General features: G+C 63.2%; 16 protein-coding genes. 12 read left to right on the top strand and 4 right to left on the bottom strand.

From position 1 onward, the window contains the following. Nucleotides 1-177 precede the first annotated feature (177 nt). Complete coding sequence (locus tag XH81_RS25380) at nt 178-390, top strand: hypothetical protein (RefSeq protein ID WP_028143041.1); 213 nt, start codon at nt 178-180, stop codon at nt 388-390. Nucleotides 391-462: 72 nt separating this feature from the next. On the opposite strand, the gene XH81_RS25375 is transcribed toward XH81_RS25380, so the two are convergent. The 3 genes from XH81_RS25375 to XH81_RS25365 all read right to left on the bottom strand — a co-directional run bounded on the left by XH81_RS25375 (nt 463) and on the right by XH81_RS25365 (nt 1,296). Next, entirely contained in the window at nt 463-687 is a 225-nt protein-coding gene (locus XH81_RS25375) for a hypothetical protein (RefSeq protein ID WP_028143040.1), read from the bottom strand. 56 nt (nt 688-743) lie between these two features. After that, entirely contained in the window at nt 744-986 is a 243-nt protein-coding gene (locus tag XH81_RS25370; protein WP_028143039.1) for a hypothetical protein, read from the bottom strand. Nucleotides 987-1,086: 100 nt separating this feature from the next. After that, nucleotides 1,087-1,296, bottom strand: a complete 210-nt coding sequence (locus XH81_RS25365) for a cold-shock protein (protein ID WP_028143038.1) — start codon at nt 1,294-1,296, stop codon at nt 1,087-1,089. A gap of 344 nt (nt 1,297-1,640) precedes the next feature. Here XH81_RS25365 and XH81_RS25360 point away from each other — a divergent pair, with 344 nt between their 5' ends. Continuing rightward, complete coding sequence (locus XH81_RS25360; protein WP_028143037.1) at nt 1,641-2,330, top strand: hypothetical protein; 690 nt, start codon at nt 1,641-1,643, stop codon at nt 2,328-2,330. 133 nt (nt 2,331-2,463) lie between these two features. Continuing rightward, on the top strand, nt 2,464-2,907 hold the full coding sequence (locus XH81_RS25355; RefSeq protein WP_028143036.1) for an SRPBCC family protein: 444 nt from the start codon (nt 2,464-2,466) through the stop codon (nt 2,905-2,907). 193 nt (nt 2,908-3,100) lie between these two features. On the opposite strand, the gene XH81_RS25350 is transcribed toward XH81_RS25355, so the two are convergent. Continuing rightward, entirely contained in the window at nt 3,101-4,432 is a 1,332-nt protein-coding gene (locus XH81_RS25350) for an Hsp70 family protein (protein WP_028143035.1), read from the bottom strand. 403 nt (nt 4,433-4,835) lie between these two features. Between XH81_RS25350 and XH81_RS25345 the strand changes: the two genes are divergently transcribed. The 9 genes from XH81_RS25345 to XH81_RS25305 all read left to right on the top strand — a co-directional run bounded on the left by XH81_RS25345 (nt 4,836) and on the right by XH81_RS25305 (nt 14,349). Continuing rightward, nucleotides 4,836-4,973, top strand: a complete 138-nt coding sequence (locus tag XH81_RS25345) for a hypothetical protein (protein WP_162832240.1) — start codon at nt 4,836-4,838, stop codon at nt 4,971-4,973. Between the two features lie 456 nt (nt 4,974-5,429). Further along, nucleotides 5,430-6,437 (top strand): Bug family tripartite tricarboxylate transporter substrate binding protein, encoded by a 1,008-nt coding sequence (locus tag XH81_RS25340; protein WP_028143034.1) that lies wholly within the window; start codon nt 5,430-5,432, stop codon nt 6,435-6,437. Nucleotides 6,438-6,529: 92 nt separating this feature from the next. Continuing rightward, nucleotides 6,530-7,021: a tripartite tricarboxylate transporter TctB family protein gene (locus XH81_RS25335; protein ID WP_028143033.1), complete on the top strand. Its 492-nt coding sequence runs from the start codon at nt 6,530-6,532 to the stop codon at nt 7,019-7,021. A 42-nt stretch (nt 7,022-7,063) separates the two neighbouring features. Continuing rightward, the gene (locus XH81_RS25330) at nt 7,064-8,563 is read left to right on the top strand and encodes a tripartite tricarboxylate transporter permease (protein ID WP_028143032.1); all 1,500 of its coding nucleotides are present in this window, start codon (nt 7,064-7,066) and stop codon (nt 8,561-8,563) included. 397 nt (nt 8,564-8,960) lie between these two features. Next, entirely contained in the window at nt 8,961-10,250 is a 1,290-nt protein-coding gene (gene oxlT, locus XH81_RS25325; protein ID WP_028143031.1) for an oxalate/formate MFS antiporter, read from the top strand. 260 nt (nt 10,251-10,510) lie between these two features. Next, on the top strand, nt 10,511-11,842 hold the full coding sequence (oxlT, locus tag XH81_RS25320; protein ID WP_271596403.1) for an oxalate/formate MFS antiporter: 1,332 nt from the start codon (nt 10,511-10,513) through the stop codon (nt 11,840-11,842). A gap of 175 nt (nt 11,843-12,017) precedes the next feature. Then, entirely contained in the window at nt 12,018-12,446 is a 429-nt protein-coding gene (locus XH81_RS25315; protein WP_028143029.1) for a CBS domain-containing protein, read from the top strand. Nucleotides 12,447-12,544: 98 nt separating this feature from the next. Further along, entirely contained in the window at nt 12,545-13,564 is a 1,020-nt protein-coding gene (locus XH81_RS25310) for a 2-dehydropantoate 2-reductase (RefSeq protein WP_028143028.1), read from the top strand. After that, the gene (locus tag XH81_RS25305) at nt 13,564-14,349 is read left to right on the top strand and encodes a fumarylacetoacetate hydrolase family protein (protein WP_080670197.1); all 786 of its coding nucleotides are present in this window, start codon (nt 13,564-13,566) and stop codon (nt 14,347-14,349) included. Before XH81_RS25310 ends, XH81_RS25305 begins: the two co-directional genes overlap by 1 nt. Nucleotides 14,350-14,823 lie beyond the last annotated feature (474 nt).

Genomic DNA, 14,823 nt, shown 5'->3' with positions numbered 1-14,823 from the left:
ATGCGAACGTGCCGCCTCCACGGCGAGTGACCGAACCTCGCGCCAGACCCGCCCAACACTGAAGGATGATCCACCCTCCCGTTCGGAGGGTGACCAATCAATCCATATCGGCTTGCAGGCGGGAGGCGTCGCGTCAGGCGCTCCCGGGCTACGCCCATTGATCGAAGTGAGGTCGAAATGTTGAGAGATCAATCCTCTGATCGGGCCAAGCGCGAAGCCAACAAGGCGTTCAAGCCAGTCAAGACGCAGAAGCCGATGAACGACTATGCCAAGGACCAGCACTCCCTCAACGAGAACCGCGAGCGGCTCAAAGCGGAGCGATTGGCCCGCGAGGCGAAGTCGAAAGAGCAGCTTGAAAAAGAGCTGCTTGAAAAAGGCTTGCCCGAATAGGAAGCGTCTTGTCGCTGGTTACGATCTGCATCCGGCCGGCTGAAAACCGCCGTACGTTTTCCGGATCATGCTCTAGAGCATCGAGAGAAGGACGACGCCGTCCTCGAGCTCCCCGGACGCCAGCCGGGTCCGCGCGATGCGCTCAAACTCGGTGCGGTGCTTCTGAAGATAGCTGAAGGCCTGTTTCTGCGTTTGGAACGTGGTCGCGAGCCGGCACATCTGTCGGCCAGCGCCAAGCGCCAGAAAAAAGGTGATTGTGCCACCGCCGTCCGACTTGGCTCTAGGCACGACCCGCACTCTTCGGCATGTGACCGGTCCTCTCCAGATTTCGTCGGTGGCGCTGCTGAAGTCGATTATTGCGGCGGCTTCCTCTTGCGCTTCGTCGGGGGCGATGCCGGCAACGATGCTCGAAGGGTCGCGTCGGCCGCTTCCTTGGCTTCGCGCAGTTCGCGCAGCCGCGCCATGTTCTTGCGAACGTCGACCGCCTGTTTTACGGCATCCGCCATGGCGCGCGCTCCTTCTTCAGCCGCCAATCGTTGGCGGTTGGAACGCGCGATACCTTCGGGTGACGGTTCTGCCGATTTCCTGGCGCTCATCCCTCACCCTGCTCCGAAAACAGACAAAACCCGCTCAATCCCTAGGATCGAGCGGGCAGCGTGGCCGTTTCAGTACATCCGTGAAACGGCACCAGGGAGCTCAGGCCAGCGAGAGATTCTCTGCGCTGACTTTGCCCCGCATCTTGTCGGTCTTGGCCTCGAAGTTGACCTTTTGGCCTTCAGCGAGACCCGCAAGACCAGCCCGCTCGACCGCGCTGATGTGAACGAACACATCTTGGCCGCCGTCGTCGGGCTGAATGAATCCAAAGCCTTTCTGGCCGTTGAACCACTTCACGGTACCTGTCGTCATTTTCTTCTCCAAAGCGCGCAAGCGCACATTCCGCGTGACGCTCACGCAGAACCAATTCAATTCGTCGATGTCTCTGGAAAAGGAGCCCGCGGGCGCATTCAACAAGGCACAGCGGCTGAACGAACAGCTTTTAAGGTATACCTCACCGTCTCTACTTGCAAGGCTTGTCCAAGCTTAATTGCACCAGGACCTCGGCGGAACATTCCCAGGTTTGAGACGACTACGCGGGGCCTCCCTCTGGCGAAACGCTGAGGAGTTGAACGAGGAACGCTGCGGAATTGTGGCTTCCGCTGACGAGGCGTAGACATTGGGGCCGATCTTGCTGCGCAGGATGGGAGGTCACCATGTCACTACTGGGCAAGGCCGCCGTCGCGATGTGGTGGAGAGTTCGCCCCGAACAGCGCAGCGAGTTCGGCGACTGGCATTCGCATGAGCACTTTCCGGAGCGGATGAGCATTCCCGGTTTCCGGCGCGGCTCGCGCTGGACCAGCACGACGGACGCAGAGGGCTTCTTCGTGCTCTACGAGCTCGAACAGTATGAGGTGCTCACGTCGAGCGGATATCTCGACCGGCTCAATGCGCCGACGCCGTGGTCGGCGAAGATGATGCCGCATCATCTCGGCATGGTCCGCAGCCAGTGCCGGGTGGCGTCGAGCTTCGGCGGCGGTGTGGCGACATCGCTGGCAACCATCAGGCTGTCGCCCCAGGCCGGACGGGAGACGGAGCTTCAAACGCGCCTCTCGGAAACGCTCAACGCATTGGCGCTGCAGCCGGGGCTGACAGGCGCCCACCTCCTCTTCACCGACACGCCTCGCACGAGCGCGCCCACCACAGAGCAGCAGATCCGCGGCAGGGACGGCGCTGCCGACTGGATCGTCCTGCTGTCGGGTTACGATGCCGATGTGGTTGACGCCGGGATCGCCGGCCAATTCTCGCCGTCGTCGCTTCACGCGGCGGGTGCTCGCGAGGATATCAAGATCGGCCGCTACAGGCTGGCATTCACGATGACGCCACAGGATGTCGCAGCGATCTAGCAACCCGGCCAGAAGGACCGCCGACAAAAAAAACGAGATGCCATGTCGGATCGGCGGCTTCCCGGTCGTCCTCGTGACATGAATGGGCCATAGACGCCAATCTCGGGCCCATCAAACACTGAGGATAACAACTATGCCCAGCACGATCCGCCTGCACCGCGTTCTCGCCACCAGCCCGCAAAAAGTCTATCGGGCTTTCCTGGAGGCCGATGCGATGGCGAAATGGCTGCCGCCGAACGGCTTTACCTGCACCGTGCATCATTTCGAGCCCAAGGTCGGGGGCACGTTCAAGATGTCATTCCGGAATTTCACGACGGGCAACAGCCATTCGTTCGGCGGCGAATATGTCGAGCTCGTGCCCGGCGAACGTCTCCGCTACACCGACAGGTTCGACGACCCCAACCTGCCCGGCGAGATCGAGGTCACCGTGATCCTGAAGAAGGTCTCGGTCGGCACCGAGATCGACATCACGCAGGCCGGCATCCCCGACGTGATCCCGCCGGAGGCCTGCTATCTCGGCTGGCAGGAATCGCTGCGCAATCTGGCGAAGCTCGTCGAGCCCGAGATCAATCAGTAGCGGTGACGAAAGTATCGTAGTTGGTGTCGTAGGGTGGGCAACGGCGCACTTGCGCCGTGCCCACGATCTTTCTCGTACGGCGACAGACGCGTGGGCACGCTTCGCTCTGCCCACCCTACGGCACTGTTCGATCTGATGCGCCGCTCTACCCACGCGGTCATTCCGAGCGCAGCGAAGCAATGACGGACAATCGTCAAGCGCCCGCCTTCGCCTCCAGCCCGCCACCTGCCGTCCAGCGGTCCGGGTCGGGACTGTGCCCGATCAGCGCGAGGCCATAGGCGATCGACTCGAACTGATCGCCCGACATCAGCCGTTCGTTGCCGAACCGCTCGGCGAACAGTTTTCGGACGGCCGGCACGAAGGACGTGCCGCCGGTCAGGAACACCTTCTCCACCTCGCGCGCGGTGACGCCGGCTTGGGCCAGCACCTTGTCGACGGTGGCCCCCAGCCGGGCGATGTCATCTGCAATCCAGGATTCGAAATTTTTCCGCGTGATGGTCGATCCGATATCGACCCCGCCGCCCTTGAAGCGGAAATCCACCTCGTCCTGCGCCGACAGCGCAACCTTGGCATTTGACACTGCACGGTACAGCGAAAAGCCGAGGTCGAGATCGACGATGGTGATGAAATCCTCGAGCAGCTTCGGCTTCAGCGCGGTGCGTGCAAGCTCCCGCAGCTCACGCAGATCGCCGTTGCTCTTCATCATCGCGAGCTGATGCCAGCGCGCGAGGTTGGTGTAATGGCCGCTGGGGATCGGCAGCACCTTGTCGAACGAGCGGAAGCTGGAGCCCTTGCCGAGCCGCGGCGAGACGACGTGGTCGACGATGCGGTAGTCGAACGTGTCGCCGGCGATGCCGATGCCGGCGTGGCCGAGTGGCTCGGCGCGAAGGCTGCCGCCCGCGCGCGAGAAACGCATCACGGAGAAATCGCTGGTGCCGCCGCCGAAATCCGCGACCAGCACGGTGGCATCGCGCTCCAGCCTCCGGGCAAAGGAGAACGCCGCGCCCACGGGCTCGTAGACGTAGCGCGCATGGCCGGCGCCCAGGCGCTCGAACGCGGCGCGGTAGCGCTGCATCGCCAACGCCTCGTCGGGATTGCCGCCGGCAAAGCGCACGGGACGGCCGACCGTGATGGTCGAGGTCTCGAAGCCGAACCTGTCGCCGCCATGGCGCGCCAGTGTCCGCAGGAACGCCGCCAGAATATCCTCGAACTTGAAGCGCTGCCGGAACACTTGCGTGGTGTTGAAGCTGCTGCTCGCCGCGAACGTCTTGAACGACTGCAGGAAGCGGTAGACGTGGCGTCCTTCGAGGAACGTCTCGATCGCCCAGGGGCCGCCTTCGGCCTGGGCACCGGCGCCCGGCCGATCCTCCCAGAAGCACAAAGCCGACACGTAGACGCTGTGGCGCTGTCCGCCGTGATCGAAGCGGATGGCCTCGACCCGGCGGTCGTCCGCCGCAAGGGCGACGACCGTATTGCTGGTCCCAAAATCGATGCCGATCGAGACGGCGGGCGAGGCGCTCGACATGAACCACTCTGACAGATGATTGGAAGGGGGCAGACCACTAGCGGCTTTGACTTGCCCTGCCAAGCCTTGCCCTGCCAAGCCTTGCCCCGCAAAGCCTTGCCCTGCAAAGCCCTCGGCCATTGCGGCTCGCTTCAGGTCGCGCGGTGGGCCCCGGTTTCCCCTTCAAGCGTATGGACATGCCTCTGGCAGGTACGCTTCGGCGTCCGGAGACGGCGTCTAAGCCGGAAAGCCCCGTTTGGAGGCCATTTAAGCCCGAACCGGCCTCATTAACCCCGCATTATGCTGCAATGCGGGATTTTGTATGCTGCTATGCAAACAAGCGCGTAGACAGTGGCATCTGGTATACATAGTTTCATCCCCAGACGAGACGCCAAGACTGATCGTCTCAAGAAAGGGAATTCCAATGTCCAAGACCGCTTCCGTCGCTTTCGCCCCGTCCTCCTCGCTGTTCAGCCGCTTCATGGCTGCGGTCGACCGTTTCCTGATGGCGAGCGCCGAGATCTCGAACCACAATGGCGACCTGCCGCGTTTCGGCCTGTAAGAAGGCCTTTCCCGCGCAGCCGAAACGGCGCGCGGCAGGCAACCGCAGACGCTAGGTTTGATCAATGGCCCCCTCGTCGGGGCCATTTCCTTTTGGTCCCCGCTTCGCCCGCGAACACAACTGCGACGATTGGTCCGCCGATTTGGCCAGCCGTCCAATTGTGAGCCAGCTGGCATCTCGCATACCATTCGACAACCAAAACGATTGCACGACCAAGGTGCTAGATGGGGATGCAGAGCGCGGGACAGGAACGGCCAAGGAAATGGCACGTTTGCCAATCAGGGCGGAGCCTTAGCCCAAAGGAGCGGATGTCGCGCCTTGTCCCCGCTCATAAACTTCTGGTTGGTGAGGCTGCAATGGGAGATCGACCGCAAAGGTGACCCCAAGCGTGTGAATCCAGATGGGCTGACGCGAGCTGGCAAAGAACGGCCGCGTTTCGACAGGGAGAGAAACGAGATGAAGTCATTCGTTCTGAATGTCGCTTTGGCGGCAATGGCGATGTCGTGCGCCGGCAGCACTGCAAGTTTTGCGGCCTGGGAGCCGGTTCGTCCGGTCGAGTTCATCGTGCCCGCGGGCACCGGCGGCGGCGCTGATCAGATGGCACGAACCATCCAGGGCATCGTCACCAAGCATAATCTCATGAAGCAGCCGCTGGTCGTCATCAACAAGGCCGGCGGTGCAGGCGGTGAAGGCTTTCTCGACGTGAAGACGTCGTCGGGCAATCCGCACAAGATCATCATCACGCTCTCGAACTTGTTCACGACGCCGCTGGCAACGGGGATTCCGTTCAACTGGAAGGATTTGACTCCGGTCGCGATGCTGGCGCTGGATGAATTCGTGCTCTGGGTGAATGCCGAAAAGCCGTACACCAGCGTCAAGGATTACGTCGACGCCGCAAAGAAGGCCCCAAGCGGCTCATTCAAGATGGGCGGCACCGGCTCGAAGCAGGAAGACCAGATCATTACGGTCGGCATCGAGAAGGCGATCGACGCGAAGTTCACCTACATCCCCTACAAGGGCGGCGGCGAGGTCGCGGTTCAGCTCGTCGGCAATCACGTCGATTCCACCGTCAACAATCCGATCGAGGCGGTCGCGCAATGGCGCGGCGGCAAGCTCCGTCCGCTCTGCGTCTTCGACGCCCAGCCGATGGCCTATGACGAGCCGATCGCAGAGGGCAAGGCCTGGAAGGATATTCCGACCTGCAAGTCGCAGGGCCTCGCGATGGAATATCTCATGCTGCGCGGCATCTTCATGTCGCCCAAGGCCACCAAGGATCAGGTCGAGTATTACGTCGAGCTGTTCAAGAAGGTTCGCGCCACGCCGGAATGGCAGGATTTCATGAAGAGCGGCGCCTTCAACACGACCTTCCTGACCGGGGCCGACTACGCCAAGTGGGTCGAGGCGGAGGAGAAGCGGCACGAGGGCTTGATGAAGGAAGCCGGTTTCCTCGCGCCGGGCAATTGATCCCGGGATTGACCCGCGACACCGATGACGGATGAGGACGCCGGTCGTCCTCCCGTCTGCTGCGAAACAGTCCGATTCCGCCTGGAGCTCCCATGACTGAACAATCCGAATCCGGCCCGACCCACAAGACGCTGGAGATCGGCATGGCGCTGTTGATCGGCGCCTTTGGTCTCGTCGTGATCTTCGGCAGCATCAAGGCCGGCATCAACTGGGGCGCGGAAGGCCCGCGTGCCGGATTCTTCCCGTTCTATGTCGGCGCCGCCATCGTCGGCGCCAGCGCAATCAATCTCTGGAGCGCGCAACGCGACGACGACGGCCGCCTGTTCGCGGCATGGGGACAGCTTCGCCAGGTCATGAGCGTCGTCGTGCCCACCGCGATCTATGTCGGCTCGATGCCGTTCATCGGCCTCTACATCGCCTCGATGGTCTTCATCGCCTGGTTCATGCGCTGGCTCGGCGGCTATCGCTGGCTGACGGTCATCGCGGTGGCGGTCGGCATGCCGGTGGTGACCTATCTCGTTTTCGAGCGCTGGTTCCTGGTCCCGCTTCCCAAGGGGCCGTTCGAGGAGTGGCTCGGTCTGTAAGGGCCACGCATTCATTCAATTGCTGCTGCAGGACGTATCGATATGGAAGAGTTGGCCAATCTATTTCACGGCTTCGCGGTCGCCCTGCAGCCCTACAACATCATGCTGATGATCATCGGCATCACGCTCGGCGTCATCATCGGCGTGCTGCCGGGGCTCGGGGGCGCCAACGGCGTGGCGATCCTGCTTCCCCTGACCTTCAGCATGCCGCCGACGTCGGCGATCATCATGCTGTCATGCATCTATTGGGGCGCCTTGTTCGGCGGCGCCATCACCTCGATCCTGTTCAACATCCCCGGCGAGCCCTGGTCCGTGGCGACCACCTTCGACGGCTATCCCATGGCGCAGCAGGGCAAGCCCGGCGAAGCCCTGACGGCCGCCTTCACCTCCTCCTTCGTCGGCGCGCTGTTCGCCGTCATCATGATCACGCTGGTCGCGCCGCTGGTCGCGGGCTTTGCGCTGCGATTTGGTCCGGCGGAGAAGTTCGCGGTGTACTTCCTCGCCTTCTGCAGCTTCGTCGGCCTCAGCAAGGAGCCGCCGTTCAAGACCATCGCGGCGATGATGATGGGCTTCGCGCTCGCCGCGGTCGGCCTCGATTCGATCACCGGGCAACTGCGGCTGACCTTCGGCGTCACCGAGCTGCTCAACGGATTCGACTTCCTGATCGCCGTGATCGGCCTGTTCGGGATCGGCGAGATCCTGCTGACCATGGAGGAAGGGCTCGCCTTCCGCGGCGGCAATGCCAGCATCAACCTTCGCGTCGTGCTTCAGACCTGGCGCGAGCTGCCGACCTACTGGATGACCTCGCTGCGCTCCTGCCTGATCGGCTGCTGGATGGGCGTCACGCCCGCCGGAGCGACGCCGGCATCCTTCATGAGCTACGGCATCGCCAAGCGGCTGGCGCGGCGCGGCAACAATTTCGGCAAGGGCGAGATCGAAGGGGTGATCGCGCCGGAGACGGCCGCGCATGCGGCAGGCACCTCGGCGCTGCTGCCGATGCTGTCGCTCGGCGTGCCCGGCTCGCCGACGGCTGCCGTGCTGCTCGGCGGCCTCCTGATCTGGGGCCTGCAGCCAGGTCCGATGCTGTTCGTCGAGCAGAAGGAATTCGTCTGGGGCCTGATCGCCTCGATGTATCTCGGCAATCTCGCCGGCCTCATCGTCGTGCTCACCTGCGTGCCGCTGTTCGCCGCGATCCTTCGCGTGCCGTTCGGCATCATCGCCCCGCTCATCCTGGTGCTGTGCGCGATCGGCGCCTATTCGGTGCACAACAGCACCTTCGACGTCATGCTGATGCTGGTGTTCGGCGTGCTCGGCTATCTCCTGAAGAAGTGCAACTACCCGCTCGCACCTCTCGTGCTCGCCATCGTGCTCGGCGACAAGGCCGAGGAAGCCTTCCGCCAATCGCTGCTGGGATCGCAGGGCTCGCTCGGCGTGTTCTTCTCCAACGGCCTCGTCAGCACCATCATGGCGCTCGGTCTGGTCGCCCTGTTCTGGTCCGCGATCCAGGAAGGCTACAGCCGGCTGCGCATGTCGATGGCGTGAGGCGCGCGCGCCGGCGCAATCGGCGCCAGCGGCCGCCGCCGAAACCCGCCGCGCGGCCGAACTTCTGGAATACAGAATTCCAGGACTGAGCAGCCGCGCACCGATGTGCGAGGGGGCAGCGCGCTCCACCGACGCAGAAGCTGAAAATTGCGGATGCGCAGGTTCCCGCAGCCGCTTGCGGCTTCGCCGAAACGGGGAAGACTTCTCACGAAATCAACGGGTTGATCGCAGGCCGGAAGCCGATTGAGCTTTACAATCGAGCAGCCATGGTGCATGTGAAGAATCCGCGATATTTCGCCGCACCCTCCAGTCCTTCGCTTGAATCTTGGCATAATGAATACCAGGATGCGAACCAGCGCACGCATAAAAATGATCGGCGCCTTCGGGAGGGTTTTTTATGACAGACATGGTGCAGTCAACAGCGGCCCCAAGCGTCGCGCGCGTCAGCGATGCCTATCGCTGGACGCAGTTGGCGGTTGGCGTCGCCGCGATGGTGATGATTGCCAATTATCAATACGGCTGGACGTTCTTCGTCCCTGACATCCAGAAGAAGTTCGGCTGGGATCGCGCGTCGATCCAGTGGGCCTTTACGCTCTTTGTCCTGTTCGAGACCTGGCTGGTCCCGGTCGAAGGATGGTTCGTCGACAAATACGGTCCGCGCATCGTCGTGCTGGTCGGCGGCGTGCTCTGCGCCATCGGCTGGGCGATCAACGCCCAGGCCACCACGCTCAACGGCTACTATCTCGGCATGATCATCGCCGGCATCGGCGCCGGCGGCGTCTACGGCACCTGCGTCGGCAACGCGCTGAAGTGGTTTCCGGACAAGCGCGGTCTTGCCGCGGGCATCACGGCCGCGGGCTTCGGTGCGGGCTCCGCGCTCACCGTCGCGCCGATCCAGGCCATGATCAAGGACAGTGGATTCCAGACCACCTTCCTCTATTTCGGCCTCGGACAGGGCATCATCATCTGCATCCTCGCCTTCTTCCTGCTCGCGCCGAAAGCGGGTCAGGTGCCGAACGTCGTGGCCAATGCCAATCTGCTGCAGACCCGGCGCAATTACCAGCCGACCGAGGTGCTGCGTCAGCCGATCTTCTGGCTGATGTACTTCATGTTCGTGATCGTCGGCGCCGGCGGCTTGATGGTGACGGCCAACCTGAAGCCCATCGCGGCCGACTGGAAGGTCGACAACGTGCCCGTCACGCTGATGGCGGTGACGATGACGGCGGTGACCTTCGCGGCCACGATCGACCGCGTGCTCAACGGCCTGACGCGTCCGTTCTTCGGGTGGATCTCCGACATGATCGGCCGCGAGAACACGATGTTCATCGCCTTCGGCATGGAAGGTTTCGGCATCTGGATGCTCTACCTCTGGGGCCACGATCCGATCTGGTTCGTGCTGCTCTCGGGCTTCGTGTTCTTCGCCTGGGGTGAGATCTACTCGCTATTCCCCTCGACCTGCACCGACACGTTCGGCGCCAAGTTCGCGACCACCAATGCCGGCCTGCTCTACACTGCGAAGGGCACCGCCGCACTGCTGGTCCCGATCGGCAACTATATGCAGCAATCGTCGGGCACGTGGGACAGCGTGTTCATCATCGCGGCCGGCGCCAACATCCTGGCTTCGCTGCTGGCGATCGCGGTGCTCAAGCCCTGGCGCAAGGTCGTGGTCGCCAAATCGACCGTCTGACACGCTCCATCAAGCTCTTCATCGAGCGGACGCCCGGCCTCACGGCCGGGCGTTTTCGCTTTGGCGACATCTTGCAGCGCCGTTCCCGCTCCAAATGGAACCGCAGATTTGTGACAATCCGCCGCAGATAGGGCTTGCATTCTGGAATATGGTATACCAAGCTCCGCGCCGCGCTTGCGACGATAAGCCACAACATTTGCGACACTGGGTCATCTTGCAATCCAAAGTCGTGATCAATCAGGCGCGTTGGGAGGTTCTTGATGATTTCCAGCACGGACGGCGCCGTCACGGCCGCGCCTCTTCGCACCGGTTTCCGTTGGCTCCAGCTCGTCATGGGCATCGTCTGCATGGCGATGATCGCCAACCTGCAATATGGCTGGACGCTGTTCGTCGATCCGATCGATGCGGCCCATCACTGGGGACGCGCCGCGATCCAGCTCGCCTTCACCGTCTTCGTCGTCACCGAGACCTGGCTGGTGCCGATCGAGGCCTGGTTCGTCGACAAATACGGCCCGCGCATCGTCGTCATGTTCGGCGGCGTGATGATCGCGCTGTCCTGGATTCTCAACTCCTATGCCGACAGTCTCACCTTGCTCTACGCGGCCGCGATCATCGGCGGCATGGGTGCGGGCGCGGTGTACGGCACCTGCGTCGGCAACGCGCTGAAATGGTTTCCCGACCGCCGGGGCCTTGCCGCCGGCGCGACCGCCGCGGGCTTCGGCGCGGGCGCCGCGCTCACCATCGTACCGATCGCGACCATGATCGCATCGAGCGGCTATCAGCACGCCTTCTTCACCTTCGGCATCGGCCAGGGTGTGATCGTGTTCGTGCTCGCCTTCTTCATCCAGCCGCCGCGGCTCTCGATCCCGCCGAAGAAGAAGCAGCTCAACCTGCCGCAGACCAAGATCGACTTCACCCCGCCGCAGGTGCTGCGCAGCCCTATTTTCTGGGTGATGTATCTCGTTTTCGTCATGGTCGCATCCGGCGGCCTGATGACCGCGGCGCAGATCGGCCCGATCGCGCACGACTTCGAGATCGCCGATACCCCGGTCACGCTGGCCGGCTTCCAGATGGCGGCACTGACGTTCGCGATCTCGCTCGACCGCATCCTCGACGGTTTCGGACGCCCCTTCTCCTGGGTCTCCGACACGATCGGCCGCGAGCACACCATGTTCATCGCCTTCGGCACCGCGGCGCTGATGCTGCTGACGCTGTCGGCTTACGGTCATGTCCCGGTCGTGTTCGTGCTCGCGACCGCCGTGTATTTCGGCGTGTTCGGCGAGATCTACTCGCTGTTCCCGGCGACCTGCGGCGACACCTTCGGCTCGAAATTCGCGACCACCAACAACGGCATGCTCTACACCGCGAAGGGCACCGCCTCCCTGCTCGTCCCGCTCGCCAGCGTGATCTCGGCGACCTACGGCTGGAAGGCCGTGTTCGTGGTCGCGGTCGCCCTGAACGCGACGGCGGCGCTGACGGCGCTGTTCGTGATCAAGCCGATGCGCCGTTCCTTCATCCTCGGCAAGGAAGCCGAGAGCGCGAGCACAGCAACCGGCAGGGCCGAGACCACTGCAAAGACCGAGACGGCGTAGCCGCCACTGACATTGCAGGGATCAACAAGGGGCGCAGGGATGCGCCCCTTTCTTTTTCGCACCAAGCAAACGTCAGTATTGCTGTCGCAAGATTTTTCGGATCGCCCAAACCAGCGCTTGACGATTGGCATTATGTATACCACACTTCCCGCAACATTCACCCAGGGAGGTTGCAATGCTGGTCGGAGACATTCTGCGCAAGAAGACGCCGCGCGTTGTCACGGTGCGAATGAACGAGACGGTGGGTATCGCCGCCAAGCTGATGCGCGCCAACAACATCAGCGCTCTCGTGGTCAAGGACGTGGTCCGCTCCGAGGGCAACACCGCCGTCGGCATGTTCACCGAGCGTGACGTGGTGCGCGCCGTCGCCGAGCACGGCGCGAATGCCGTCAACGTCAAGGTCTCGCAGCTCGTCTCGGTGCAGCAGCTGGTGTCCTGCACCTCCAGCGATACGATCGAGCAGGTCCGGCATCTGATGAACCGGCATCACATCCGCCATTTGCCCGTCATCGACGATTACAGCCTCGTCTCCGTCATCAGCATGCGCGACATCGCAGCTGCCATGGACGAGGCCATCAACGGCACGCCGCAAGCGGCCGCCTGAAGCGACGCACACTTCCCCTGTGACTACCGGCCGGCTCGGACACGTTCGAGCCGGACCGGATCTTTCGTCCCAAAATTCCGGTCTCCCGCGAGGATTTCATGAAGATCTGCATCTACGGCGCCGGCGCAATCGGCGGATATCTCGGGGTTCAGCTTGCACGCGCAGGCGCCGATGTCAGCCTCATCGCGCGCGGCGCGCACCTTGCCGCAATGCGCGAGCGCGGCCTGACGCTGCTCGCGGGCGAGGAGAGGCACACCGTGCATCCGCGCTGCACCGACGATCCCGCCGAGCTCGGCGTGCAGGACTACATCATCATCACGCTGAAGGCGCATTCCATCACCGGCGTGATCGAGAAGATGCAGCCGCTGCTCGGGCAGCACACCCGCATCGTCACCGCCGTCAACGGCATCCCCTATTGGTACTTCTACAAGCATGGCGGTCAGTACGAGAATTCGACGCTGGAGAGCATCGACCCCGGCGGGCGGCAGTGGCGCGAGATCGGCGCCGAGCGCGCCATCGGCTGCATCGTCTATCCCGCCACCGAGATCGAGGCGCCAGGCGTGATCCGCCACGTCTACGGCAACAACTTCCCGCTCGGTGAGCCCTCCGGCGAGATCACGAGCGACGTGCAGCGCCTTGCCGATCTGTTCGTCGCGGCCGGGCTGAAGGCGCCGGTGCTCGACCGCATCCGCGACGAGATCTGGCTCAAGCTGTGGGGCAATGTCTGCTTCAACCCGATCAGCGCGCTGACCCATGCAACGCTCGACGTGATCTGCACCGATCCGTCCACGCGTGCGCTGTCACGCGCGATCATGGTGGAGACGCAAGCGATCGCCGAGACGTTTGGGGTCAAATTCCGCGTCGACGTCGAGCGCCGCATCGAGGGCGCCCGCAAGGTCGGCGCGCACAAGACCTCGATGCTGCAGGATCTCGAGCGCGGCCGCCCGATGGAGATCGACCCGCTCGTCACCGTGGTGCAGGAGATGGGCCGCATCACCGGCATCGCGACGCCCGCGCTCGATTCGGTGCTGGCGATGGTGACCCAGCGCGCTCGCATCGCCGGGCTCTATGACGGCGTCTCGACACCTTCAGATCCCCGCGCACTGGCGGTGGCCTGATGGCGGGCGAGATGAAGCAGTGGCTGCGCTTCCGGAATAATGGCGCGACCGGTTTCGGCACGCTGACGCCATCGGGCATCAGCGTGCACGAGGGCGAGATGTTCGGCCGCAACGCCGCGACCGGCAAGATTCTGGCGCTGTCGGAGGTCGAGCTGCTGGCGCCTTGCGCGCCCAGCAAGATCGTCGCGCTCTGGAATAATTTCCACGCGCTCGCCGCCAAGCTCAACCAGCCCGAGCCGCCGGAGCCGCTGTATCTGCTCAAGGCCACCACCACCATCACGACGCCCGGCGCCGTGATCCGCCGTCCCTCCTATTACGACGGCAAGACCACCTATGAAGGCGAGCTCGGCATCGTCATCGGCAAGACCTGCGCACGTGTCTCCCCCAGCGAAGCCAACAGCTGCATCTTCGGCTATACCTGCGTCAACGACATCACCGCCAACGACATCCTGACCAGCGACCCCACCTTCCCGCAATGGGCCCGCGCCAAGGGCATCGACGATTACGGCCCGTTCGGCCCGGTCATCGCAACCGGCCTCGATCCGGCCAAGCTGATCGTCCGCACCATCCTCAACGGCGCGGAGCGGCAGAACTACCCGATCTCCGACATGATCTTCTCGGCGCAGGAGCTGGTCAGCAGGATCTCCCACGACATGACCCTGCTCCCCGGCGACCTCATCGCCGTCGGCACCTCGGTCGGCGTCGGCGTGATGAAGGAGCCGGTGAACACGGTCACCGTCGCGATCGACGGCATCGGCGAGCTCACCAACGAGTTTCGGCTGTAGCTGCAAACACCGTCCCGAAGCCCGGATGAGCGAAGCGATATCCGGGACGGCTCTTCGCTGTGGTCCCGCATGTCGCTGCGCTCATGCGGGCTACTCACTTATTCTCGCTGCAGCGCGGCAAAATTGATCCGGCGCAAATCGCGCCGGCACGGCCGCCTTATCCTTCCCGGCAATCAGTTTCTGACGCCAGGGAGGACGCCATGACGAATGCAAGTAATGCACTTTTGTGGACGGCTCTGTACTTTGCTCTCGCGTTCGGTGCGATCTTCGCGGTCTGGTTCGCCGACAAGATGCGCTCGAACTTCCTCGAGAAATGATAGCGCGCACGGCGCCGCAGTCCGGATAAGCCAAGCGACATCCGGGACGACTCTTCGCATGGTCCCGCATGTCGCTCCGCTCGCGCGGGCTTCTAACGCTGCTCGATCCGTCATGGCCGGCCTTGTCCCGGCAAGCCGGGCATGACGCGTGTGCGGA

Origin of the sequence: Bradyrhizobium sp. CCBAU 25360, from assembly GCF_028128695.1 — a bacterium.
Taxonomy (GTDB): Bacteria; Pseudomonadota; Alphaproteobacteria; order Rhizobiales; family Xanthobacteraceae; genus Bradyrhizobium; species Bradyrhizobium ottawaense.
Note: the sequence above shows the minus strand (reverse complement) of the source record. Positions and strands in the feature narration are given on the sequence as shown.

What these genes read in the sequence shown, in the direction of transcription:
- XH81_RS25335 (WP_028143033.1), top strand. Translation starts at nt 6,530, where the DNA reads ATGACTGAACAATCCGAATCCGGCCCGACCCACAAGACGCTGGAGATC.
- XH81_RS25370 (WP_028143039.1), bottom strand. Translation starts at nt 986, where the DNA reads ATGAGCGCCAGGAAATCGGCAGAACCGTCACCCGAAGGTATCGCGCGT.
- XH81_RS25310 (WP_028143028.1), top strand. Translation starts at nt 12,545, where the DNA reads ATGAAGATCTGCATCTACGGCGCCGGCGCAATCGGCGGATATCTCGGG.
- XH81_RS25340 (WP_028143034.1), top strand. Translation starts at nt 5,430, where the DNA reads ATGAAGTCATTCGTTCTGAATGTCGCTTTGGCGGCAATGGCGATGTCG.
- XH81_RS25360 (WP_028143037.1), top strand. Translation starts at nt 1,641, where the DNA reads ATGTCACTACTGGGCAAGGCCGCCGTCGCGATGTGGTGGAGAGTTCGC.
- oxlT (WP_271596403.1), top strand. Translation starts at nt 10,511, where the DNA reads ATGATTTCCAGCACGGACGGCGCCGTCACGGCCGCGCCTCTTCGCACC.
- XH81_RS25380 (WP_028143041.1), top strand. Translation starts at nt 178, where the DNA reads ATGTTGAGAGATCAATCCTCTGATCGGGCCAAGCGCGAAGCCAACAAG.
- XH81_RS25305 (WP_080670197.1), top strand. Translation starts at nt 13,564, where the DNA reads ATGGCGGGCGAGATGAAGCAGTGGCTGCGCTTCCGGAATAATGGCGCG.
- XH81_RS25315 (WP_028143029.1), top strand. Translation starts at nt 12,018, where the DNA reads ATGCTGGTCGGAGACATTCTGCGCAAGAAGACGCCGCGCGTTGTCACG.
- XH81_RS25330 (WP_028143032.1), top strand. Translation starts at nt 7,064, where the DNA reads ATGGAAGAGTTGGCCAATCTATTTCACGGCTTCGCGGTCGCCCTGCAG.
- XH81_RS25350 (WP_028143035.1), bottom strand. Translation starts at nt 4,432, where the DNA reads ATGTCGAGCGCCTCGCCCGCCGTCTCGATCGGCATCGATTTTGGGACC.
- XH81_RS25365 (WP_028143038.1), bottom strand. Translation starts at nt 1,296, where the DNA reads ATGACGACAGGTACCGTGAAGTGGTTCAACGGCCAGAAAGGCTTTGGA.
- XH81_RS25345 (WP_162832240.1), top strand. Translation starts at nt 4,836, where the DNA reads ATGTCCAAGACCGCTTCCGTCGCTTTCGCCCCGTCCTCCTCGCTGTTC.
- oxlT (WP_028143031.1), top strand. Translation starts at nt 8,961, where the DNA reads ATGACAGACATGGTGCAGTCAACAGCGGCCCCAAGCGTCGCGCGCGTC.
- XH81_RS25355 (WP_028143036.1), top strand. Translation starts at nt 2,464, where the DNA reads ATGCCCAGCACGATCCGCCTGCACCGCGTTCTCGCCACCAGCCCGCAA.